The organism is Desmospora profundinema (genome assembly GCF_031454155.1).
Lineage (GTDB): Bacteria > Bacillota > Bacilli > Thermoactinomycetales > DSM-45169 > Desmospora > Desmospora profundinema.
Map to the genome: position 1 here is coordinate 169,756 of NZ_JAVDQG010000004.1, position 21,681 is coordinate 191,436.

The 21,681-nt window shown below is 53.6% G+C and carries 25 protein-coding genes; 21 read left to right on the forward strand and 4 right to left on the reverse strand.

Annotated elements, in window-relative coordinates:
- Window positions 1-363 precede the first annotated feature (363 nt).
- The 13 genes from sigI (at window position 364) to JOE21_RS09905 (ending at window position 10,727) form a co-directional block, all read left to right on the forward strand.
- Window positions 364-1,191 carry an RNA polymerase sigma-I factor gene (gene sigI, locus JOE21_RS09845; RefSeq protein ID WP_309865398.1) on the forward strand — a complete coding sequence of 276 codons (828 nt, stop codon included), beginning with the start codon at window positions 364-366 and terminating at the stop codon, window positions 1,189-1,191.
- Complete coding sequence (locus JOE21_RS09850) at window positions 1,151-2,260, forward strand: anti-sigma factor domain-containing protein (protein WP_309865401.1); 1,110 nt, start codon at window positions 1,151-1,153, stop codon at window positions 2,258-2,260. Before sigI ends, JOE21_RS09850 begins: the two co-directional genes overlap by 41 nt.
- Window positions 2,257-2,391, forward strand: a complete 135-nt coding sequence (locus JOE21_RS09855) for a hypothetical protein (RefSeq protein ID WP_309865404.1) — start codon at window positions 2,257-2,259, stop codon at window positions 2,389-2,391. The genes JOE21_RS09850 and JOE21_RS09855 overlap by 4 nt, the downstream gene beginning before the upstream one ends.
- The gene (locus JOE21_RS09860; RefSeq protein ID WP_309865407.1) at window positions 2,366-2,614 is read left to right on the forward strand and encodes an AbrB/MazE/SpoVT family DNA-binding domain-containing protein; all 249 of its coding nucleotides are present in this window, start codon (window positions 2,366-2,368) and stop codon (window positions 2,612-2,614) included. Before JOE21_RS09855 ends, JOE21_RS09860 begins: the two co-directional genes overlap by 26 nt.
- A 178-nt stretch (window positions 2,615-2,792) precedes the next feature.
- Window positions 2,793-3,566 carry an enoyl-CoA hydratase-related protein gene (locus JOE21_RS09865; protein ID WP_309865410.1) on the forward strand — a complete coding sequence of 258 codons (774 nt, stop codon included), beginning with the start codon at window positions 2,793-2,795 and terminating at the stop codon, window positions 3,564-3,566.
- 13 nt (window positions 3,567-3,579) lie between these two features.
- Window positions 3,580-4,365 (forward strand): enoyl-CoA hydratase-related protein, encoded by a 786-nt coding sequence (locus JOE21_RS09870; protein WP_309865412.1) that lies wholly within the window; start codon window positions 3,580-3,582, stop codon window positions 4,363-4,365.
- A gap of 68 nt (window positions 4,366-4,433) precedes the next feature.
- Window positions 4,434-5,597: a Leu/Phe/Val dehydrogenase gene (locus tag JOE21_RS09875; protein ID WP_309865414.1), complete on the forward strand. Its 1,164-nt coding sequence runs from the start codon at window positions 4,434-4,436 to the stop codon at window positions 5,595-5,597.
- 17 nt (window positions 5,598-5,614) lie between these two features.
- Complete coding sequence (gene pdhA / locus JOE21_RS09880) at window positions 5,615-6,688, forward strand: pyruvate dehydrogenase (acetyl-transferring) E1 component subunit alpha (RefSeq protein WP_374709345.1); 1,074 nt, start codon at window positions 5,615-5,617, stop codon at window positions 6,686-6,688.
- Complete coding sequence (locus JOE21_RS09885; RefSeq protein ID WP_309865417.1) at window positions 6,681-7,658, forward strand: alpha-ketoacid dehydrogenase subunit beta; 978 nt, start codon at window positions 6,681-6,683, stop codon at window positions 7,656-7,658. Before pdhA ends, JOE21_RS09885 begins: the two co-directional genes overlap by 8 nt.
- Before the next feature lie 12 nt (window positions 7,659-7,670).
- Entirely contained in the window at window positions 7,671-8,867 is a 1,197-nt protein-coding gene (locus JOE21_RS09890; RefSeq protein ID WP_309865419.1) for a dihydrolipoamide acetyltransferase family protein, read from the forward strand.
- A gap of 243 nt (window positions 8,868-9,110) precedes the next feature.
- On the forward strand, window positions 9,111-9,911 hold the full coding sequence (locus JOE21_RS09895) for an MBL fold metallo-hydrolase (protein WP_309865421.1): 801 nt from the start codon (window positions 9,111-9,113) through the stop codon (window positions 9,909-9,911).
- Window positions 9,908-10,315 (forward strand): VOC family protein, encoded by a 408-nt coding sequence (locus tag JOE21_RS09900; RefSeq protein ID WP_309865423.1) that lies wholly within the window; start codon window positions 9,908-9,910, stop codon window positions 10,313-10,315. The genes JOE21_RS09895 and JOE21_RS09900 overlap by 4 nt, the downstream gene beginning before the upstream one ends.
- A 106-nt stretch (window positions 10,316-10,421) precedes the next feature.
- The gene (locus tag JOE21_RS09905; protein ID WP_309865425.1) at window positions 10,422-10,727 is read left to right on the forward strand and encodes a cytochrome C oxidase subunit IV family protein; all 306 of its coding nucleotides are present in this window, start codon (window positions 10,422-10,424) and stop codon (window positions 10,725-10,727) included.
- Between the two features lie 562 nt (window positions 10,728-11,289).
- Here JOE21_RS09905 and JOE21_RS09910 read toward each other — a convergent pair.
- From JOE21_RS09910 to JOE21_RS09920, 3 genes are all read right to left on the reverse strand, one after another.
- Entirely contained in the window at window positions 11,290-12,072 is a 783-nt protein-coding gene (locus tag JOE21_RS09910) for an undecaprenyl-diphosphate phosphatase (protein ID WP_309866069.1), read from the reverse strand.
- A gap of 90 nt (window positions 12,073-12,162) precedes the next feature.
- Window positions 12,163-12,588, reverse strand: coding sequence for a TlpA family protein disulfide reductase (locus JOE21_RS09915; protein WP_309865428.1), 426 nt, complete (start codon window positions 12,586-12,588; stop codon window positions 12,163-12,165).
- A 42-nt stretch (window positions 12,589-12,630) separates the two neighbouring features.
- Complete coding sequence (locus JOE21_RS09920; RefSeq protein WP_309865429.1) at window positions 12,631-13,500, reverse strand: EamA family transporter; 870 nt, start codon at window positions 13,498-13,500, stop codon at window positions 12,631-12,633.
- 220 nt (window positions 13,501-13,720) lie between these two features.
- Here JOE21_RS09920 and JOE21_RS09925 point away from each other — a divergent pair, with 220 nt between their 5' ends.
- The 8 genes from JOE21_RS09925 to JOE21_RS09955 all read left to right on the forward strand — a co-directional run bounded on the left by JOE21_RS09925 (window position 13,721) and on the right by JOE21_RS09955 (window position 20,374).
- Window positions 13,721-13,900, forward strand: coding sequence for a hypothetical protein (locus tag JOE21_RS09925; protein WP_309865433.1), 180 nt, complete (start codon window positions 13,721-13,723; stop codon window positions 13,898-13,900).
- A 159-nt stretch (window positions 13,901-14,059) separates the two neighbouring features.
- Window positions 14,060-14,752 (forward strand): hypothetical protein, encoded by a 693-nt coding sequence (locus JOE21_RS09930; protein ID WP_309865435.1) that lies wholly within the window; start codon window positions 14,060-14,062, stop codon window positions 14,750-14,752.
- 265 nt (window positions 14,753-15,017) lie between these two features.
- Window positions 15,018-16,001, forward strand: coding sequence for an NAD(P)H-quinone oxidoreductase (locus JOE21_RS09935; protein ID WP_309865437.1), 984 nt, complete (start codon window positions 15,018-15,020; stop codon window positions 15,999-16,001).
- An 85-nt stretch (window positions 16,002-16,086) separates the two neighbouring features.
- Window positions 16,087-16,452: a carboxymuconolactone decarboxylase family protein gene (locus JOE21_RS09940; protein ID WP_309865440.1), complete on the forward strand. Its 366-nt coding sequence runs from the start codon at window positions 16,087-16,089 to the stop codon at window positions 16,450-16,452.
- An 83-nt stretch (window positions 16,453-16,535) separates the two neighbouring features.
- Window positions 16,536-17,201, forward strand: coding sequence for a nitroreductase family protein (locus JOE21_RS09945; protein WP_309865443.1), 666 nt, complete (start codon window positions 16,536-16,538; stop codon window positions 17,199-17,201).
- 155 nt (window positions 17,202-17,356) lie between these two features.
- Window positions 17,357-17,470, forward strand: a complete 114-nt coding sequence (locus JOE21_RS17910; protein WP_510183844.1) for a YuzK family famiily protein — start codon at window positions 17,357-17,359, stop codon at window positions 17,468-17,470.
- 303 nt (window positions 17,471-17,773) lie between these two features.
- On the forward strand, window positions 17,774-19,567 hold the full coding sequence (locus JOE21_RS09950) for a M3 family oligoendopeptidase (RefSeq protein WP_309865445.1): 1,794 nt from the start codon (window positions 17,774-17,776) through the stop codon (window positions 19,565-19,567).
- Window positions 19,568-19,792: 225 nt separating this feature from the next.
- Window positions 19,793-20,374, forward strand: coding sequence for an N-acetylmuramoyl-L-alanine amidase (locus JOE21_RS09955; RefSeq protein ID WP_309865448.1), 582 nt, complete (start codon window positions 19,793-19,795; stop codon window positions 20,372-20,374).
- Window positions 20,375-20,426: 52 nt separating this feature from the next.
- On the opposite strand, the gene JOE21_RS09960 is transcribed toward JOE21_RS09955, so the two are convergent.
- Entirely contained in the window at window positions 20,427-21,293 is an 867-nt protein-coding gene (locus JOE21_RS09960) for a polysaccharide deacetylase family protein (protein WP_309865451.1), read from the reverse strand.
- Window positions 21,294-21,681 lie beyond the last annotated feature (388 nt).

Below are 21,681 nucleotides of genomic sequence, written 5' to 3' on the forward strand. Positions count from 1 at the left end.
CGGGTTATTTGCACAAACATCGAAAAAAATGATCGACCCTTTAATTAGCTGGAACTGGCTTTTTTTATGCATCTGTTTATAATGGAGATGTTACGAATCCTTTACTTTTTGTATTTATCATTTCTATTACAAATCCGGGTCGCCAACTAGGGCCTGTTGGTCATTCAATTTTCCGTAAGAAAAGGGAAGGGCGGTATGGATGGTGGAGAGCCTTTGTACTCACAGAGCACAAGTCTCGCCTTACGGATGGATCAGACAGGCCCTAATCGCACGGGGTCATGAATGGATGCGAGACAGTGGAAAATGGAAAATTGAAATGGACAAAAAACAAACGGAGGTTGCGAATATATAGAGTAGGGAGAGGTGTCGGCATTGCAAATCCTGGGGGACGGTGATCAAAACCAGGAAAAGCGGGAACTAGAAGAGCGCGTGTTGAAAGCCCAAGCCGACGAGTCTTCCGGGCAGCGTGAAGCGCTGTTGGGCGAATACCGATCATACGTCATCAAGATCGCCTCTCGTATTTGCAAACGAAACATCACCATCCAGGATGATGAGTACTCCATTGCTCTGGCGGGGTTTAACGAGGCGATTACACAGTACCGTCGCAGCGAACCGTCTTCCTTTCTGACCTTTGCTTATATGGTTGTACAGCGAAGGTTGGCCGATCACTATCGGAGGGAGCAAAAGCACCAGAACCAAGTGCCGTTGATTCCTCCCGACTCCAGAGAGAATGAACCGACTCACAGGGAAGTAGTGGCGGAATCGTTTGAGCGGTATCGGGAGCGGGAACTGGCGGAAGTTCGTCGCTTGGAGATCCAGCAGTTTTCACAATCCCTGGCCCGCGTTGGGATCAGCATGAATGACTTGGTGAAATCGTCCCCCAAACATCGGGATACCAGGGAAGATATGTTGGCTATCGCACGGAAAATAGCGGCCAACGAAAAATGGATGGAAGAATTCCTTCATCAAAAAACGACCAAGAAAAGCTTTGCCGAAAAGGTGGGGTGCCATCGCCGAACCTTGAAGCGACACCGGGTTTATTTAACGGCGTTGGTCTTGGTCTTGATCGAGGATCTCCCCCTGTTGCGGGACTACCTCGGTCTACCAGTAGAAAAGAAGGGAGGTGGACTTGGTGCAGAAGGGGATTGTAATGAAGAGAAGTCGGCGACATTATGTGGTGCTGACTCCTGAAGGGACCTTTCTTAAGGTGCCGAAACGGGTCGACGCGGAGGTGGGCCAGGAAATCGCGTTTGAAGAAGTGAAAAAGCCGTTTCTCCCTATGGCGCTACCTGGAAAAACAGCCATGGTCGGCGGTGTGGTAGCCGCGATTGTGCTATTGGCGGTTTTCCTGCCCTTGTTGTGGATTCCCACGGACGCCCATGCGGAAACGTACGTCTATATTGACCTGAATACCAGCCTCGAGTTGGGGGTCGACAAAAACAGCCAGGTGGTGGAGGTACGAGCCTTCAACCCTGCGGGTGAAGCGTTGATCCAGGGATTGGATTGGAAAGGGGTCCCCATCAACCAAATGGTGGTTATGGTATTAAATCGTGCACAGGAGCAGGGGTACTTAAAACCTCATGACCGGATCATCGTTTCCCAAGTGGACAAACAAAAACAGGACCCCGAGGTTTCTAGCAAGACCCTGGATGAAATTAAAGAAAGCATTGGCGGGGATCCGGAATTAACGCAATCCAATGTGGACCTGTACACCTTGCCCCTGCCTGATGTCCTGAAGGCGGAAGCGGAAAAAACCGGTCTGTCACCGGCCAAGTACGCGGTTTGGATCCTGGCCAAGCGAAACGGTTTGGATATCGCGGTCGACCAATTGCTGGAGCTCTCCATGAGCGAAGTAATGGAAATGGTAGACTTAACCCCCATCTTGCGCAATCCACCTTCGGAGAAAGAATGGGAAGAATGGGTCAAGGAAGAAAAACAAAACGAAAAAGATCAAGCAAAATCCAATGAGGATAACGGCGACGAGGATTTGGATGAATCGGATTCATCACCCGATGATTCCGAACATGAGGACGGCGACCGTTCAGAGGCTGGACAGGATCCTGACAACGGGGAAACGTCCAACAGTTCCGGCAACTCCACAAAGGAAGAATCGAAGGAGGGGAGTTCTTCTTCGTCACAACCGGATGAGGATGAAGGAGAATCCGAACCAACGAAACCGGAGTCTGATGATTCATCTTCCGACTCTCCGTCGGATTCAGAGTCGAACGGGTCATTGGGACCGGAAGAGGGTTCCGATTGAACAAAAGATTTCTGATCGCTTTCCATGAGGCGTTTCTCCGGATGCAGGCCGACATCTCCCGCATCTTCTTTATTCACTACCCGTACGGGTTGGGAGGAATCGTCGATGAGAGGGATCGGAATCGTACGTAAAGTGGACCACCTGGGTCGAATCGTATTGCCCAAAGAGCTTCGGGATACGATGAACATCAATCCGCACGATGGCGTGGAGATCTTTGTAAATCAAGATGAGATCGTACTGCAAAAGTATAATCCATCCTGTATTTTCTGTGACTCGACGGATCGCCTTTTTTACTTCAAAGAGAAGATCGTTTGTGAGAGTTGTCTGGAAGAGTCTCGCAGTCATGTTTCGTGACGCAAGCCCGTTTCGGGCTTTTTCTTTTTGGAGAGGCTCTTCACCCCTGTAAAGCGAGTACCTGACAGAGGATTTACGCTTTTGATAAAATAAAGAATGGAACTGAAATTAGTCTGATTCATGCAACAGCAAATGTAAGCGCTTTAAAATGCTGTCTGAATGACAAGGGGGGAGAGTTGTGGAGAGAGCCTACTTAAAAGTGACACGGCGCGGGCCCGTTGGATGGATTCAACTGGACCGGCCCCGGGTGTTAAATGCACTGAATCGATCGCTGATAAGAGAGCTGGTGCAAACGTTGGAGGAGATGGGACAGGATGATGACGTACGGGTAGCGGTGATTACCGGTGGAGAGCGAGTGTTTGCCGCCGGTGCCGATATCGGGGAGATGGCGGCATCCACATCGGTGGATATGCTGATCGCGGATCCGTTTGACGATTGGAACCGTATCCGCCGATTCCCCAAACCCCTGATTGCTTCCGTCAGTGGTTTTGCCCTGGGAGGAGGGTGTGAATTAGCCTTGGCCTGCGACTTGATCGTCGCATCGGAGACGGCGCGACTGGGTCAACCGGAAATCCAGCTGGGCGTGATCCCCGGCGCTGGCGGCACTCAGCGGCTGACTCGCGCATTGGGGAAAGTCCGGGCAATGGAAATGGTCCTGACCGGAGAACCGATTACGGCTCAGGAAGCGCATGCAGCCGGATTGGTCAACCGGGTGGTTCCGGTGGAAAACCTGGAAGCGGAGACGATGAAATTGGCCGAGTCGTTGGCCGATAAAGCTCCGATTGCCCTTCGTCTGGGGAAGGAAGCGGTACGAAGAGCGGCGGAACACGGATTGGACGAGGCATTGGATTACGAACAGAAACTGTTTTTTTTCTTGTTTGGAACGGAAGATCAAAAAGAAGGAATGCGGGCCTTCGGCGAGAAACGAAAGCCCCGTTTTCAAGGAAAATAGAGGAGGAATCGATATGTCGGAAACTGTGATGATGAAAAAAGAAGGGGGCGTCGCCATCCTGACGCTGAACCGCCCCCAAGTCTACAATGCCTTTAATACGGAATTAAACCGGGACTTAACCCGTTACATGAATGAAGTCGGCAAAGATCCCGAGGTGCGTGTCGTTCTGCTGACAGGGGCGGGGAACGCATTTTGCTCCGGACAGGATCTGAACGATCGGACTGATCCCAATATTGACAAGCTGTCCTTGGGAGACAGTGTCCGCTCCCGTTACAATCCGATGGTGGAGGCGATCACCGGGTTGGATAAGCCCGTCATCGCAGCCGTCAACGGGGTGGCTGCCGGTGCCGGCTGCAGCCTGGCCCTGGCCTGTGATCTGCGGATCATTTCGGATAAGGCCAAGTTTGTGGAAGCTTTCGTTCGCATCGGTTTGATTCCCGACAGCGGATCCAGTTGGTTTTTACCGCGTTTGGTCGGGTTTGGCAGGGCGATGGAATTGGTGCTGAGCGGCCGCGACGTGGAGGCGGAGGAAGCGGTGCAAATCGGATTGGCTAATAAAGTGGTGCCGCATGACCAACTGATGTCGCAAGCGATGGCCTGGGCACAGCAATTGGCACAGGGACCGACCAAGGCGATGGGTTTAATGAAGCGTTCCTTGTATCGGGCCGTGGATGTCGATTTGAACGAAGCATTGGAGGTGGAGGCGCAGTTGCAGGAGATTGCCGGGAAGACTGCAGATTTTCAGGAAGGAATTCGCGCCTTTAAGGAAAAACGTCATCCCCGTTATCAGGGTAAATGAACTTCCTTGTTTGCTCCGTCATAGCATGGGGATAACCGCCCAATTCTTCCCAAAGAGGAATGATGGCTATGAAAGTGTTAAAAAACGGAGATCAATTGCCAATCCAGGAAACCATCCGTGAACGAGCCCGTTCGGTACCGCTGATGGAGGATGTGTTTGCCCTGATGGAACGGGATGGGCACGAGCAGGTCATCTTCTGCCGCCATAAGGGATCGGGTTTAAAAGGGATTATCGCCATTCATGACACGACGATGGGCCCTGCTCTGGGCGGGTGTCGGATGGTCCCTTACGAATCCACGGATGCCGCTTTAAAGGATGTATTACGTCTATCCAAGGGGATGACGTACAAATGCGGCTTGGCCGATGTGGATTTCGGCGGCGGGAAAGCGGTCCTGATCGGAGATCCTCAGAAGGATAAAAGCCCGGAAATGTTTCGCGCCTTGGGCCGGTTTGTCGGCGGCTTAAACGGCCGGTTTTTCACGGGAACGGACATGGGGACGGATCCGGAAGATTTTGTACACGCGGCACGGGAATCGCAATCCTTTGTCGGATTGCCCGTCAGTCACGGGGGAAGCGGAGACACCGCCATCCCAACCGCGTATGGTGTGATGCAGGGGTATCGTGCCACAGCTGAACATCTGTGGGGGGACTCCAACCTGGAAGGGAGAACCATCGCTATCCAGGGTGTGGGTAAAGTGGGAAGCCGCTTGGTTACACAATTGTTGGAAGAAGGGGCACAAGTATGGATCGCCGATACCCAGGAGCACCGGCTGGAGGATTGGAAAAGACGCTTTCCCGATGTGGGGGTGGCGGCTGTGGATGAGATCCATCGCCAACCGTGCGATATTTTCTCCCCATGTGCGATCGGCGGTGTCATTAACGATCGAACGATCGATGAGCTCCGTTGCCAGGCCGTAGTGGGTTCCGCCAACAACCAGTTGGGGCGGGCGGATCATGGGGATGACCTGCATCAGCGCGGGATCTTGTATGCTCCCGATTATCTGGTGAATGCCGGCGGATTGATCCAGGTGGCGGATGAACTGCACGGATACCACCATGATCGGGTCATGGAGAAAACCCGGGGCATCTATGAGATGCTGCTTAAAATCTACCAACTGTCCCGACAAGAAGATTTGCCCACGTGTCGCGCGGCGGATCGGCTGGTGTTGGAACGGCTGCACCAAGTGGGGGACCTGAAACGGATTTTGCTCGGGTTCGATCGGAACGGCTGAAGAGTGGAGGAGTGCCTATGTTGCAACAGATGGATCAAGTGGATATCCAGTTGCTTCGTTCGGACGGCAGTTTGACGGACGAGGGGCGTCCCATCTGGGACAGCATTTCGATAGAGATGAAACTCCATTTCCATCGTTGGATGGTATTGGCCCGAACCTTTGACCGGCGATCCGTGATCTTGCAGCGCCAGGGGAGGATCGGAACATACGCCCCTCTGGAAGGGCAGGAAGCGGCCCAGGTGGGAAGCGCGTTGGCGCTGGATCGGGAGGATTGGATCTTTCCCACTTATCGGGAGCATGGAGTGGCCATGATCGCCGGTATGCCCCTGGATCGCATTCTGCTTTACTGGATGGGGAGAGTGGAGGGGAACATCGCCCCTGAGGGGGTACGCGTGTTGCCGCCCTATGTACCGATCGCCACCCAATTGCCGCAGGCGATGGGAGCGGCGTGGGCCGCCAAATTAAAGGGAGAGTCTTCCGTGACGGTCGCTTACTTCGGCGACGGGGCCACCTCGGAAGGCGACTTCCATGAGGCGCTTAATTTCGCCGGTGTTTTCCGCTTGCCCTGTGTTTTTTTCTGTCAAAACAACCACTATGCCATCAGCGTCCCTTTCTCCCGCCAATCGGCCACTCCGACTGTGGCGGAAAAATCCCGGGCATACAACCTGCCGGGTGTTCGCGTTGACGGAAATGACGTACTGGCGGTTTATCACGTTATGCAAGAAGCGGTGAGACGCGCCAGGCGCGGAGAAGGGGCCACCCTCATCGAGGCGGTCACCTACCGCAAGGGTTCCCACACCACCGCTGATGATGCAACGCGCTATCGGGAAGAAGAGGAAGTGACCGATTGGGTCGAACGGCGCGATCCACTGACACGATTGGAGAGTCTTCTCATACAGGAGGGGCTTTTAACAGCCGGACAGGTGGAGGAATGTCACGATCGCTGTCGGGAAGAGGTGGATTCGGCCTGGAAAAAAGCGGCGAAGGCTGAAGCACCGCCCCCCTCTCACCTGTTTGCCCATGTGTATGCGACTTTGCCGGCGGAATTGAAACGTCAGCGGGCGGAGACGGAGGGAAGGTCTTATGGCTGAGCTAACTTTGGTTCAGGCGATACAGGACGGATTGCGCACGGCCTTGCAACAAGATTCCCGCGTGGTGGTCCTAGGCGAGGACGTGGGCAAAAACGGAGGCGTTTTCCGGGCTACGGAAGGGTTGTGGAAGGAGTTTGGGGATGAGCGGGTGATCGATACCCCTCTGGCCGAAGCGGGTATCGTCGGAGCGGCGATCGGGATGGCGGTCAACGGATTGCGACCGGTGGCGGAGATTCAGTTCATGGGTTTTATCTATCCCGCTTTTGAACAAATCATCACCCACGCCGCCCGCCTGCGAACCCGTACCCAGGGGCAGCGTCCTGCCTCCATCGTCATACGGGCTCCGTACGGAGGCGGAATCCGTGCACCGGAACTTCACTCCGACTCGACGGAGAGTTTGTTGGTACACACTCCGGGGCTGAAAGTGGTGGCTCCATCCACCCCTTATGATGCCAAAGGGCTGCTGTTGGCGGCGATCCGGGATCCGGATCCCGTCATTTATCTGGAACCGATGAAGCTCTATCGCTCCGTACGTCAGGAAGTGCCTGCGGAGGATTACGAAATTCCCTTGGGACAAGCGCGGCAGGTGAGAAAGGGAGACGATCTGACGGTTCTCACCTGGGGAGCGATGGTACCGATGGTGGAGAAGGTGGCGGCCACTTGGGAGCAGCGGGGGGTCTACTGGGATGTTCTCGATTTGCGCAGTATCTATCCCTTGGATGAAGAGGCGATCATCTGTTCCGTTCGCAAAACCGGTCGTGTGTTGATTGTTCACGAAGCGCCGAAGACAGGGGGAGTGGGGGCGGAATTGACCGCATTGATCCAGGAACACGCCTTTTTATGGCTGGAAGCCCCCATCACCCGGGTGACCGGCTACGATGTGCCGGTACCGATGTTTGCTTTGGAGGATGACTTTCGCCCCAACCAGGGACGCATCCACCAGGCGGCTGAAAAATTGATAGCTTTTTAGGGAGGGAAGCCCATGGGAATCCAGTTTAAACTGCCTGATGTCGGGGAAGGTGTGGCAGAAGCCGAACTGGTCCGCTGGCTGGTGCGGGAGGGAGAGGCGGTTGACGCCGACCAACCTCTGGTTGAGGTGCAGACCGACAAAGCAGTGGTGGAGCTTCCCTCCCCCGCTGCGGGACGTGTGCTGACCCTTCACGGGAAGGAAGGGGAGACCATCTCGGTGGGGGATGTTCTGGTGGTGATCGGAGAGGGGAAGGCAGAGGACGAGGAAAGACAGCCGCCTCGCCGCCGCAGGCGTGTGTTGGCCGCTCCCTCCACCCGCCGATTGGCGCGGGAGTGGAACGTGGATCTCACCCAGGTGGAGGGGACCGGCCCCCAAGGACGGGTGATGGATGAGGATGTACGCCGGTTTGCATCCAGTGATGGAGAGGAGGACGGGAGAGCGGGTCTGCAGGTGGCGGCTACACACTTGGCAGATCCTCCTTCTCCGCCGTCCCCGGTTTCTCCGGTGAGGGATGAACCGTATACCGAGGAACCCCTCTCCCCCATTCGCCGGGTGATCGCCGAGCGCCTTACGTTTTCCATCACCCGCAAACCCCACGCCACCCATTTCGATACACTGGACGTATCCGGAATGGTTGAGTGGCGGGAGCGGTTCAAAATGAGCGGCGGCCGACCTCCGGGTTATCTTCCCATCTTGTTGAAGATGATCGCCATTGCACTGCGCCGCCATCCGGTTCTAAATTCCCATTATGACGAAGAGCGCGAGGCGGTACGCACATTTCATCCGGTTCATGTCGGGTTCGCTGTGGATACGCCTCGGGGGCTGTTGGTACCGGTGGTGCGCCATGTGGAAGGAAAGAGTATCCGCCAACTGGCCGACGAGATAAGGCAAAAAACCGAAGAGGCCCGTAAGGGGGTCCTCTCGCGGTCGGAGATGGGCGGGGCAACCTTCACCGTCAGCAATGCAGGGTCCCTGGGGGGACAGTGGGCCACCCCCATCATTAATCCTCCGGAGGTGGCCATCCTGGCCATTCACCCGGTGGAACAGCGCCCGGTAGTGGAAGAAGGAAAACTGACGGCCGGTTGGCGTATGAATCTGTCCCTTTCCTTTGATCACCGAGTGTTGGACGGCGGGGAAGCGATTCGATTCACCCGTACCCTGCAGTCGTATACCGCTAGTTTGGATGAAATGGTGATGGATTTGACTTGAGAGCGTGGAATGAATGGGAAGGACCGTGAGTGCGGCGACGGGGTTCCGTCGTCATCTCAAGGGATATGGATGGCCGGGATTTCTCCCGGCTGTTTTTTTTGAGGAGATAGACGAATGGGAGGGAACGGGCAGACTCTGGCGAATGTGGATTAGTCTGATGGTGTGGAACGGACAACGCTGTGATAACATAATGAATGAACATTCAATCATTCGAGGTCGGTGAAAACCATGGGAGCTTTCCATGTGAACATCCATGAAGACCAAGGAATCTATGCTCTTCAATGCCGTACTTCTTTCTTGGGCCACCCGTTTCAAGTATGGCTCTACACCGTTGATGGCGTATTGCTGGATACCGGTCCGCCGCGGGCCAGGAGTGTGGTGACCGATTTTGTCGATACCCATCCGCCGTGGGAGATTCTGCTTACCCATTATCACGAGGATCACAGCGGCAATGCCGCCTTCCTGTCGGAACGGTACGGTGCGCCGGTCTGGATGGGGAAGGAGACGGCGAGGTTGGCAGCCCGTCCCTCTCACATTCCCTTCTATCGCCGAGTGATCTGGGGGCAGATGGACGCGGTACGGGGTCGGGTGGTGGCCGATAAGATTCGAACTCGCCGCCATGTATTCCGTCCGGTGATCACACCGGGACATTCCCATGATCATGTGGCATGGCTGGAGGAAGAACGGGGCTGGCTGTTCAGCGGAGATCTTTTTGTAGCCACACGGCTGGCTTACGGTATGAAGGAAGAGTCTGTTCCATTAATGATCCAGTCCCTCCGCCATGTATTGTCTTTACCAGTGGAGCGGGTGTATTGCTGCCATGCCGGCATCATTGCCGAAGGCCGGCATGCATTGGAGAAGAAGTTACACTTTTTGGAGCATCTCCAGGATCGAACGATCACCCTTCACCGACAAGGCAAGACGATCGAGCAAATCACCTTTGCGTTGTTGGAAAAGCGGCGTTTGGTTGAATGGTTTTCCAGAGGGGAGATGTCCCCGATGCATCTGATTCGTTCGATTGTGACACGGGAGGGAACGGTTTGATTCGGGTTGGTTTTTCCCACATCGACTACAATGTGGCTGACTTAGAGCGGGCTCTTCGATTTTATGAACCGGTGATGGCGTTTTTAGGGTTTGCGAAGGAAAGCCGCCAATCGGATTGGGTGCTTTTTGGCAATGGCCGTATGAAGTTGTGTCTGGTTCGCTGTGAGAAGCGTTTCGCCGGTGCCGGTTTCCACCGTAAGAATCCCGGATTAAACCACATCGCATTTCAGGCGGAACGGGCTTCTGATGTGGATGAGGTTGCAAAATTCCTGAAGGAACGGAAAATTCCTCTCCTGTATAACAGTCCTGCTCACTTTGATACCGAGCGGGAAACCTATGCCGTTTTTTTCGAAGATCCGTTTCGATTGAAACTGGAGGTCGTATACAGCCCGGATTACCTATAAGGGAACGGCTCTGAAGGAATCACTTGATCTGGGTGATATTGACAACGGCATCCGGATGCGCCATAATATTCTTGCAATTACAACTTCCGCGGATGGAGGGTGGAACATGGCGCAGCTGGAAAAGCCGCAAACTCAGCGGACAGTTCAAGGCCGGTCGTCGGCAGGAGCGTATGTCCTCTCGTTTCTATGGATGATTCTGCTGACGGGGATCGCCTTTTTCCTAGTGGTGACGGAGTGGTTGTCACAGGAGTGGACGATCACTGTGATTCTCTTGCTGGCGGTTTGGCAAGTGGTGTTGCAGCTGGCGTCGTTTATGCATTTGCGGGAAAAGGGAAACGGTGTGACCGTCCTCTTTATCGCCATGGGAGGGATTGTGTCAGCTACCGTAATTGTCGCGTTGGTGTTTCTATGAAAAAACCCCTCCGGTAAGTGTCTGAGCCTATCATAACCGATAGGCTTTTTTTCACACTGTCTACCTAGTGCCCCTTCAGGTAACTTCGATCTGTTTTTCATGGCCATTACGCGGACAAGTCGGTCGGCTTGGTTTTCCGTCTTCGCTCCATGCGTGGCAGAGTCGACTCCGCCGGAAAACCAAGCCTCCCTCCACGTAAACACGATCGATACTGGTAGAAGGGGCACTAGGGCCTGTTTGGTCATTCAATTTTCCGCGAGAACTAGAGAGGGTCGGTATGGCTGGCTGCGATCCTTTGTGCTTTTTGCAACGAAACGGAGACAGCCAACCCGACCCGGGATCTCGCCCTATATATTTATCAGACACGCCCTAATACTACAGTTGCATTTGTACGAAGAGTGTATATGAACGTGGGTTGGTCGGGCTGGTGGACTGTCTTCGATCTCTTGCAAAAAACGCAAAGGATCGCAGCCATCCCACCACCCTCCCTTCTCACATCTGCGCCTGCTCTTATCAGTACAACTGTAGTACTAAAGGGGATCATATCAATCAGGCGGCTCTTTTAAAAGACTCCCGTCCATTGGGAGACGAGGACGATGCCTCCCAGCATCCACACATAAACGGCAAACCCTTTCAGCGATCCCCGTTGCAACAGCCGAATCATCCAGCGAACCGCCAGATAACCGAACAACGCTGACATCGCTGTTGCCAGGAGCAAGGAAGAAAGCGGCATGCTCTGGGCGTGACCGGTCATAAGATCCACCCCCTGCAACAGACAGGCTCCGGCAATGGCGGGAATGGATAGGAAGAAAGAAAAATAGGCGGCCGTGCCTTTGTCGATGCCCCGCATCAATGCGGCTGCAATGGTAAGTCCGGACCGGGAAATCGCCGGCAGAATGGCGGCTCCTTGAAAGGTGCCAATCACCACCGCATCCAAGGGGCGGATCTCATCCAACTGTTTATAACCCCGGTCTTTTATTCGGTCAGAAAACCATAAAATTGCACCGGTAGCTAGAAACTCCCATCCGATCGTGACACCGGTTCGTGAGATTTCTTCGAAGAAATCTTTAAATGTCAATCCGATGATCGCCGTGGGGATGGTGCCCATAATCAACAGGCGGCCCAAGTGACCGAAGGGACGGCGGGCCACTTGCCACAGTTCGCGCCAGTAGACAGCCAGCACAGCCAGCAGGGTTCCCAAGTGGAGAACCGTATCCAAAAACATTCCCGCTTCATCCAAACCAAACAGATGCCTTCCCAAATACAGATGACCGGTACTGCTGATGGGTAAAAACTCTGTCAACCCCTGGATGATGCCCAGTACCCATGCTTCTAACCAATTGATGAGAACCACCTCGCATGGTGTAGGATCCTCCGCTTCGATTGCGGAAGCCGATCAGGGGTGATCCATTCCCGGGGAAGTGTCGCAACCCGATCAGTCCAACCATTTACCCACTTTTGCCACCACATCCATAAAAGGGACGGTTTCGTCGTAGATTCCACGAACGTTTCCTCTCGGGTCGATGAGGACGGTGGATGGTACCGAGGTAAGACCAAAAGCATCGTAAGCGCTTCTCCCTTTGTCGACCAGCACGGGTAGGGCCAGTCCGTACTGGCGGACGAAGGGTTCCACCTTGCCGGGCTCTGCTTCCCGTCCCGTCACATTGACACTGTAAACCCTTAGAGGAGATTCCGGGGGCAGCGCACGGTAAAAGCGATCTTTTGCGGGTAAATCTTCTTGGCATGACGGACACCAAGTTACCCAAAAAGAAAGGATGACGGTGCAGCCGTGCAGATGACGGAGACAGACCGTTTCTCCCGTCAGGGTTTTCAGACAGAGATCAGGGGCGGGTTGGTTCATCGTTGAAAATTCCTCCTCTCGGGATGATCCAGCGGTTTTCTGTCACAATCGGGTCAATACCAGACCGGTAAACAGAAGCAAAAGGGACAGGGTTTGAATCTGAGAAAGACGCTCCCGGAAAAACAAGATGGACAGGAGAGCGACCACTAAGCTGTTGGTGGAAAAAAGTGGGGCAACGATGCTGGCGGGTCCCTCGATCAAGGCAATCGTGTACAGTTGCATTCCCGCAAATGAAAAGATTCCGGCGACCCCTCCCCATACCAATCCTTTTTTGATGCCAGCGGAGGAGTGGCCGGGGTTGTCTGTCTGTGAGACGCTCCGGCGGCGCCAAATTTCTACCGACATCCAGAGCAAACTAAACAGATAACCGTAAAAAAGGATCATTTCACCGGCCATTCCGGCTTCATCCGTTACCTTCAGCCCGCCGTTTCGAAAAGTGAAAAGCAGGGTTGCGGCAATGACGAGAGCGTACCATCGGCGGTTTTTGATTGCCAGTTTCTCATCGGGATCCACCGGAATCAGGAAAACCGCCGCCACCAACAGTGTCACCCCGATTCCTTCCATCCAGGAGAGCCGTTCTCCGTAAAACAGGATGGAAAAGAGGATGACCAAGAGGATGTTGGTATTGACCAGAGGGGAAGTGAGGCTGGCAGGTCCTCTCTCCAATGCCAGCATAAACAGCCAGTTTCCGCCCGCGGAACCCAGTCCAATGATGAACCCGCCGAGCAGGACAGCCGCATCGATGCGAAACTCCCCCAAAGCCCACACCCACCAAGCAAACCCGATGGTGCCTGTCAAATAGAGTGCCCACAGCGTATGAACCACCGATCCCCGCTGAGAAGAACTAACTTTCATGAGGAAACCGGACATCCCGAACGTGATTGAACTAAAGAGTGCCCAAGCAAACCACATGGGTTGGGTTTCGTTCCTTTCCAAATCGAATTGCGCAATGGAAAATGCCCTTTCACCCTACCACAAGCGTTCAGCCTCGTCCATGGAGTCCGAAATCCGGGTGGATCTCCCCTTATATGGATAGTCCACAAACCGGACAAACATGCTGGATTGTCCAAAAAGGGAGTGTCAGGGAATAATCGGAACGGCTGAATCGCAGTCTAGAATCGAGGTGATCGGGATGTCTGAGGATAAGCGATTTATACGGGAAGAACACAACGACCATCTGGTGCAGGAGACCCGCTCCCTGCCTAAAGCACCGCCCGTCAAACAGCGGAAACGCATGCGCGCTGTTGAAGAAGGGTTGACAAAAGGCGGAGACGAACCCCGCTCTTATAGTGATGAACTGAAGCGCTTGTAAGGAGACGGGGCGGTCTGCCCATCCATGTAAAGGATAAGTGTGGCGGTTGTTTGTCAGCACTTTGAGACACCCTGGACGGGTGTCTTATTCATACCGGCCAACATGGTACAATAGTCACGACAGACCGCCATGAGTGGGTTAGCATGAGGGGGGTTCGTTTTGACGGAAATGGAAGCGCTGAAAGAGAGGGCCCGGGAACGGGTTGCCCATCTCTTGCCCAATACCACTTTTCATGAATTTGACGATCTCAACGTACGGATGTTGATCGCGGTTACCTTATTGCAACGAGGAGAAAAGGAGCTGGCTTACCGGCTGTTTGAAACGATTGCAGCCGAGGGGCCGCAGGAGAACGAAAATCGGCACTTCGCCTATGTGCGCAGCTTGGTGGAAATGGCGGAACTGGATGCAGAACGGGAACGGTTTACGGAAGCGGAGGAGCGCATGGAGGAAGGGTTGGCCCAGTTTCCGGAATCGATGAATTACATGATGAGCCGACCCCACTTGGAAGTATACTTAATCTACTATCGTTACCGATTGGGAAAACACGAAACCGCTCACCGGGAGCTTCAGGATTGGATCCGGCGGGAAGAGGAACGTTTTTGCGAGATGCCCCCGGAGGATGGGCGTAACCTGGTGGGGCCAGGCCTGTGCTATGCCATTCATCAGCAGTCTCTCTTTTTCGTGGAAGAGGGAGAATGGCGGCGGGCGGTGGAGTCGTTTCAGCGGTTGCGGGAATATGCCAACCATGTCGATGAAGCGGGCTGGGAAGAGTCTGAACGGCTGGTGTCAGAGGAACGGTGGGAAGAAGCTTATCATCGGTTGGTGGATTCTATTTCCTACCATGCAGCGTAAATGAATCTCCTGCCAGGGCCTTGTCTGGTCATTCATTTTTCCGTGAGAAAAAGGGAGGGTTGTATGGCGCGAGCCTTTGTACTCACAGAGTACAAGTCTCGCCTGGGTCACTTCGTTCCCGGTTTCGCTATGCCGTTTTTTGCAACGAAACGAGGACAGCCGTAACCCGGGATGTCGCCCTGCGGATTGTTCAGACACGGCCTAGATCGTTCGGGCTGTTTTTCGCCGCTGACGGAAAAACGATTCTACAAGAGGAGGGTAAGTGATGCGAGCGGTAATCGTAAGGGAGCCGGGCGGGCCGGAGCAGCTGAGTCTGGGGGAAGCGCCGGTTCCGCGCCATGCGGACCGAGAGCTGTTGGTTAAGGTGAAAGCGACGGCTCTAAACCGGGCGGATGTGTGGCAGCGACAGGGTAAGTACCCGCCGCCGCCGGGAGCCAGCCCGATCCTGGGGCTGGAGATGGCGGGTGAAGTGGTGGAGGTGGGATCGGAGTGCCGAGGTTGGCAGCCGGGTGATCCCGTTTTCGGATTGTTGCCCGGTGGCGGTTATGCCGAGTATGCCGTTATTCCGGGAGATTTGGCCATGAAGATTCCCAGGGGATTCAGCTTTGAGGAAGGAGCAGCCATCGCTGAAGTCTTTCTTACCGCATATCAAGGGTTGTTTTGGCTGGGCGATCTAAAGCGGGGTGAGCGGGTATTGATCCATGCCGGTGCCAGCGGTGTGGGGACGGCTGCGATCCAGCTGGCCAAGCAGGCGGGAGCATTTGTCATCGTGACTGCCGGTTCGGAAGAAAAACGGAACACCTGTCGCAATCTCGGGGCACAGGTTGCACTGGACTACAAGTCCGGCCCGTTTGCTCCCGGCATCCAAGAGGCGACAGAGGGGAAAGGGGCCGATGTGGTGCTGGATTTTGTCGGCGCTTCTTATTGGGAGCAGAACCTGAATTCCCTGGCTGTCGATGGCCGCTGGATCCTGATCAGCACCTTGGGCGGCACACGGGTGAAGGAGGTGGACTTGCGAAGTCTGATGGCCAAGCGAATTCATTTGAAAGCAACCACTTTACGCTCGCGCAGTCCCCAATACAAAGCGGATTTGACCCGGGAGTTTGCTCTCCGCGCCTTGCCATTGTTTCAGGAAGGCAAGCTGAAACCGGTGATCGATCGCACCTTTTCTTGGAAGAACGTTTCAGATGCCCACCGCTATATGGAGGAAAACCGCAATATAGGAAAAATTGTATTAACCATCGATTGATCCCGGTCCATTGAAAAGGGACGCATTATTTTCCAGGGGATGGAGAGCATACAAACGGACCAACCCTGGATAGGAGGATCTTTACATGGAAGGATCCATGATTCAAGAGGCGCTTGAGGAATATAAAGCCGGCGTGAGCGCATTGGAAAAACACTTACCCCAAGTGGCCCGGGAATATAACCGTTTTACCCAAGCATGTTTTAAAAAAGGCGAGCTCTCCGTCAAACAGAAGCACTTGATCGGCATTGCCCTGGGCTGCCTGACCAATGATGAGTTTTGTATCATCTACCATACCAAAGAAGCGGTCGATCAAGGGGCGAAACAGCAGGAAGTGCTGGAGGCGGCGGCGGTTGCGGGTGCTTTTGGCGGCGGTATGGCCATGTCCCAGACGGTTACCCTCCTGCAGGAAGCCCTTCAGGAGTTTACTGGCGGTGAATCGACTGTTCATTGAAACGCTCGTTTTGCTATGGGTGATCGGTGGAACAAGGATGTTGTCTGACAACAACATCCTTGTTTATTGGGAGGGAAAATACGATGGAAACCAAAGAAGCGATTCGTACGCGCCGGTCTGTTAAAGTGTTTGACCCGAATTACAAGGTTAGCGATGCACAATTACAAGAATTGCTGGAGCTGACAACCCTGGCTCCGTCCGCCTGGAATTTTCAGCACTATCAGATCATCGTCGTCCGTGATCCCGAACAGAAAAAGAGACTGCGACAGGCCTCCCTCAATCAGGAAAAAGTGGAACAAGCTTCAGTTGCCATCGTGATTTGCGGTGACTTACAGGCATATAAGCGGGCTGACCGTGTGGCAAGGGAATTTGCGGATAAAGGCTTTTACGGCGAAAACGGTGCCGAGAAAGTGGAGACTCAAGCCGGGATGATGCACGACACCTATGCCAACAACCCTCAAAAGGCGTATGACGAAGCGCTGCGCAGTGCGTCACTGGCAGCCATGAGTTTGATGATTGCCGCCAACGACATGGGACTGGCCACTTGTCCCATGATCGGCTTCGATCCGGAAGCGGTCAAAAAAGTGACCGGATTGCCGGAGCATCTCTTTCCCGCCATCATGATCACGCTGGGGGCGGAGGGAGACTTTGATCTTCCTCGCTGTGACCGCCTGCCTTTGGAAGAAATCGTCCATGTCAATCACTTTGGTGAAGCATTTCGTCCTAATGTAGAGAACGGGAGGAACTAACTTCCCTTAAGGAAAGCTGGACCGGTGAGGATCGCAATGATCCTGCTGGAAAGGATTTGCTCCTTTCAGGTGACCATGATATCCTGAATAGCGATTCTGAAAGGAGAGGTTTTCTTATTTCTGACCAGAAAGTTTCACCGACGATTGAACGTGCGATGGTAACGGCGCACAATATCACGTATGCCGACTACGTACGAAGCCTGGACAAACAGATCCGGGTGGAAGCGGAACGGGAAAAGGAATATCAAAAGGCCAAAGCGGCTGTATAGACTTGATGAACAACAAACCAACGGGGCAACCTGCCCCGTTGGTTTGTTGTTCATCAAATTTTATTCTGAACTCGCGCTCATATTTCCTGATGGGTGGCGGGAGCAGATTGAATCATCGTACATCGCTACTCGAATGATGAATGCAGATCTCCATCGGCGAGTAAATATCTATCAACAAAAAAGAGGCCTCAGATTTCGATTCACCAGAAGCCTTCGGCGACTGTAGAAAATTACCTGTCCATGTGAAGAATGTCAAGATATAATGAAGTTGTTGATTCGATTACAGAAATAAAGGGTGAGATCATGGGAAGCAAATACAGCTTAACCTGGGATTTGGATGTTTTCTTTCCCGGAGGGAGCCAATCTCCCGAGTTCCAGCGTTATTTGGAGCGCTTGGAGGAGGATGTAGAAGCTTTTACGAAAAAGATGAATCAATTGGATAAACAAGCCTCAAACGATTTCGATCGTTGGTATACCATCACTGAGACCGTCCAAGACTTATCCAGTCGTCTGGGGCAGGCGAGTGCTTTTATCGTGTGCCTGGTCTCCCAGGATGTGAAAGACGAGAAGGCCAAAATCTTGCGGGGACGGTTGTCCCAGTTGGGAGCAGCCTTTCAGGCGAGTATGAACAACCTGGACCGATTAATCAAAGAGATGGATCAGGACAGCTGGAACCGTCTGTTGCGGGATCCACGCTTGCAACCGCTGGCTTTCCCGTTGGATGAACGTCGCCGTCGAGCGGCGGAGAAACTGCCATCTGAGCAGGAAAGCTTGGCGGGGGACTTGTCTGTGGACGGGTATCACGCATGGAGTGATTTGTATAATGCGATTGTGGGACGGATGACGGTTCCCTTTAAAGAAGGAGAAGAAATCAAGGAACTGTCCGTGGGGCAGGCAGCCAATAAACTGTCCAGCCCAAAGCGCGAGGTACGCCAAGCCGTTTTTCACCGGATGAATGAAGCGTGGGAGCGGGAGTCTGAGTTACTCGCTTCCTGCCTGAACCATCTGGGAGGATTCCGGCTTAACCTGTATCGTCATCGCGGCTGGGATTCGGTGTTAAAGGAGCCTCTCGACATCAACCGCATGTCGGAACAGACGCTGACAACCATGTGGGAAGTAATCAGCCGCAACAAGCGGAACTTCCTCCGTTTTTTTGAGCGAAAAGCTTCCCTCTTGGGTGTTTCTAAGTTAAGTTGGTATGATGTGTACGCCCCTTTGGCTTACAGTGACGCCACGGTTGGATATGATGAAGCGGCCGATTTCATCATGGAACACTTTAAGGATTTTGACCCCCGTATGGCCGCTTTTGCCCGCAAAGCGTTTACGGAGAAGTGGATCGAAGCGGAAGACCGCCCCGGAAAGCGTCCCGGCGGATTTTGTACCAACTTCCCTGAGAGTTCCCAATCCCGTATTTTTATGACTTTTGCCGGTTCGGCTTCCAATGTGGCCACACTGGCTCATGAGCTGGGCCATGCATACCACCAGCATGTGATGAACGATCTGCCTCAAATGGTGCAACGGTATGCGATGAATGTGGCCGAGACCGCTTCCACCTTTGCCGAATCCATCGTAGCGGATGCCTCGATTAAAAATGCGGCCACCCGGGAACAAAAGATTTCGTTACTGGAAGATAAGGTGCAGCGGGCTGTCGCCTTTTTTATGGATATCCACGCCCGCTTTCTGTTTGAGACGCGTTTTTACGAGGAGAGGCGGAAGGGATTGGTTTCTGTCGACCGGTTGAAGGAATTGATTGTGCAAGCCGAGAAAGAAGCCTTTTGTGATGGGCTGGATGAGTATCATCCCTATTTCTGGGCCTCCAAGCTCCACTTTTATATTACGGGCGTCCCGTTCTACAACTTTCCGTATACCTTCGGGTATTTATTCAGCACAGGGATCTATGGACTCGCCAAGCAACAGGGTCCGGCCTTTGCCCAAAAGTATGTCGACCTTTTGCGGGACACCGGCCGCATGACTGTGGAGGATCTCGCTCATAAACACTTAGGAGTGGATTTAACCAAACCGCAGTTTTGGCAAGGAGCGGTTGACTTGGTGAAAGCGGATCTGGATCAGTTTCTGGAATTGACCAAAGAAGACTAGGGCCTATACCGACCTGGAATCTCACCCTGCGTAATGATCAGACACCGACAGTATCGACCGAGAATGAAAAACGGAAGCGACGTGAACCTGACGGGCACTTGATTGAAGGGCGCGCTACAGTGAGTGGCGCGCCGTTTTTTGTAACCAACTGGTTGAAAATTAAGGGTTTGGATTGGGTGTCGGAAGGAAAAAGAGGGTAGTGTTTGGACATGGAGGTGGTAAAAGGTGCGCATCAGCATCGATCCCGGTTCAGGGATCCGGGACGATGGAGTCCATTCCTCGGGGCGCCTTTCTGAGCCGGACTACAGTCTGACCGTCTGCAAGCGGGTTTGTGAGTTGGTGAATCGAGAACCGGGCTTGATTTCCGCTCTGACCCGTTGGGATGAGGGCATCAAAAGTTGGCGGAGACGATTGGAGGAGGTTGTTCAACACCGGTCGGAAATGTGTATCTGTCTTCACATCGACTGTCGGGATTTGCGTGATTATTCCAGTTTTACGAGTTATGTAAGTGTGATGGCGACAGGGCTTAATCGACGGTTGCAAGCGTTGTTGCATAACGATGTGGCCTGTCAGTTACGGATGGAATACGGGATTGTGGACGGAGGCAAGCGGAACGACACCGAGCACCGAGATTTCGGGTTGCCCTTGTTGGAAAACAGCCCATGCTTGGCTATTCATCTGGAGGGTCTTTTTATCTGTTCCAATAAAAATACGATCCTGCACTCTGACGCATTTCGGGAACACCTTGCCCGGATCATTGCAACAGGAATTATTAATCAACGGGGCTTTTTATCAGAGGATCGTTAAATAGGGTGATGAAAAAAGATCGGTTCGACAAATCGAACCGATCTTTTTTCTGTTATCGGCGAAGCAACTCGGGAACAGTGACGAACCGGATCCCGTCTGCTTTCAGGCGGGGAATGATCCTATCCAATGCTTCCACCATGGTGGAAAGATCCTGGGTCCAGTGCCCGCCGCTGTGAAACAGAATAATGGATCCGGGATGAGTGTTGCTCAATACATTGTTGATGATCTCTTCCGTCGGCAACTGCCGCCAATCCAGGGAATCCACCGACCATCCAATGACCGAATAGCCCATATCCCCCAATCGTTCCACTCGTTCCGGGGCCAGTTCTCCATAAGGAGCACGGAACAAGGTGGTCCGTTTGCCGGTGATCGTGCGGATGGCTCTCTCGGTTTCGCGTACTTCCCAATCCATTCGTTCCATGCTTTCTTTAGGAAGGTTGGGATGCCAGTAGGTGTGGTTTCCGATCACATGGTTTTCATTTTCCATGCGGCGTGTGACCTCCGGTAGCGCTCGGGCCCTTGCTCCCACTACAAAAAAGGTTGCCGGGACGTTGTGTTTTTTCAGCACATCCAATACTTGCGGGGTAAATTTGGAGTCCGGTCCATCGTCAAATGTGAGGGCCACTTGATTTTTATGGGAAGGACCCGCCAGCGCAAAGATGTTCGGATATCTCTTTTGCAGAATGTCGTTGGAGACGGGACGAGGTTTGCGAACCCAGTATTCCGCTCCCCCCTGGAGCGTGGGCAGTTGGGCGATCTCGCGTTCGCCGGGAGTGGTGGGCGTCCGTTTGGCTTGCTGAGGCTGCGGGCTCGGTGCCACCTGTGATTCGGGGGAGGGTGTCGGCGGAACCGGCATGCATCCCGACAGCGAAGCCAATCCTGTAAGGGTTACAGAAAGGATAAAGGCGAACCAGCGCATCTAATAACCACCTTTCCATTTTTTTACACACTTATACAAAATCTCGGCCAGGTCGCATTTGCTCCTGGTCTCGCATGTACTTATTAAGGCGTGTCTGAACAATCCGTAGGGCGAGATCCCGGTCGGTATGGCTGTCTTCGTTTCGTTGCAAAAAGCGCAAAGGCTCTCCGCCAGCCATACCGACCCTCTCTTGTTCTTGCGGAAAATTGAATTACCAGACAGACCCTAGCACAAGTCTCGCCAAGTCGCATTCGCTCCTGGTCTCGCTATGTAGTGTGTCACGGAAAGATGAAAAGCATTTGTATGTTTTTGATCACGTTAAGAAAGATTACCACCTGACCATTGGTCCTCTCCCATGGCCGCTTCCATCTGGAAGCGGGTGGTGGAT

Coding starts and splice junctions, on each gene's coding strand:
- JOE21_RS09925 (WP_309865433.1), top strand. CDS start 13,721: ATGTCTGAGGATAAGCGATTTATACGGGAAGAACACAACGACCATCTG.
- JOE21_RS09950 (WP_309865445.1), top strand. CDS start 17,774: ATGGGAAGCAAATACAGCTTAACCTGGGATTTGGATGTTTTCTTTCCC.
- JOE21_RS09940 (WP_309865440.1), top strand. CDS start 16,087: ATGGAAGGATCCATGATTCAAGAGGCGCTTGAGGAATATAAAGCCGGC.
- JOE21_RS09860 (WP_309865407.1), top strand. CDS start 2,366: ATGAGAGGGATCGGAATCGTACGTAAAGTGGACCACCTGGGTCGAATC.
- JOE21_RS09875 (WP_309865414.1), top strand. CDS start 4,434: ATGAAAGTGTTAAAAAACGGAGATCAATTGCCAATCCAGGAAACCATC.
- JOE21_RS17910 (WP_510183844.1), top strand. CDS start 17,357: ATGGTAACGGCGCACAATATCACGTATGCCGACTACGTACGAAGCCTG.
- JOE21_RS09890 (WP_309865419.1), top strand. CDS start 7,671: ATGGGAATCCAGTTTAAACTGCCTGATGTCGGGGAAGGTGTGGCAGAA.
- JOE21_RS09870 (WP_309865412.1), top strand. CDS start 3,580: ATGTCGGAAACTGTGATGATGAAAAAAGAAGGGGGCGTCGCCATCCTG.
- pdhA (WP_374709345.1), top strand. CDS start 5,615: ATGTTGCAACAGATGGATCAAGTGGATATCCAGTTGCTTCGTTCGGAC.
- JOE21_RS09960 (WP_309865451.1), bottom strand. CDS start 21,293: ATGCGCTGGTTCGCCTTTATCCTTTCTGTAACCCTTACAGGATTGGCT.
- JOE21_RS09945 (WP_309865443.1), top strand. CDS start 16,536: ATGGAAACCAAAGAAGCGATTCGTACGCGCCGGTCTGTTAAAGTGTTT.
- JOE21_RS09905 (WP_309865425.1), top strand. CDS start 10,422: ATGGCGCAGCTGGAAAAGCCGCAAACTCAGCGGACAGTTCAAGGCCGG.
- JOE21_RS09920 (WP_309865429.1), bottom strand. CDS start 13,500: ATGTGGTTTGCTTGGGCACTCTTTAGTTCAATCACGTTCGGGATGTCC.
- JOE21_RS09850 (WP_309865401.1), top strand. CDS start 1,151: ATGAAGAGAAGTCGGCGACATTATGTGGTGCTGACTCCTGAAGGGACC.
- JOE21_RS09915 (WP_309865428.1), bottom strand. CDS start 12,588: ATGAACCAACCCGCCCCTGATCTCTGTCTGAAAACCCTGACGGGAGAA.
- JOE21_RS09885 (WP_309865417.1), top strand. CDS start 6,681: ATGGCTGAGCTAACTTTGGTTCAGGCGATACAGGACGGATTGCGCACG.
- JOE21_RS09935 (WP_309865437.1), top strand. CDS start 15,018: ATGCGAGCGGTAATCGTAAGGGAGCCGGGCGGGCCGGAGCAGCTGAGT.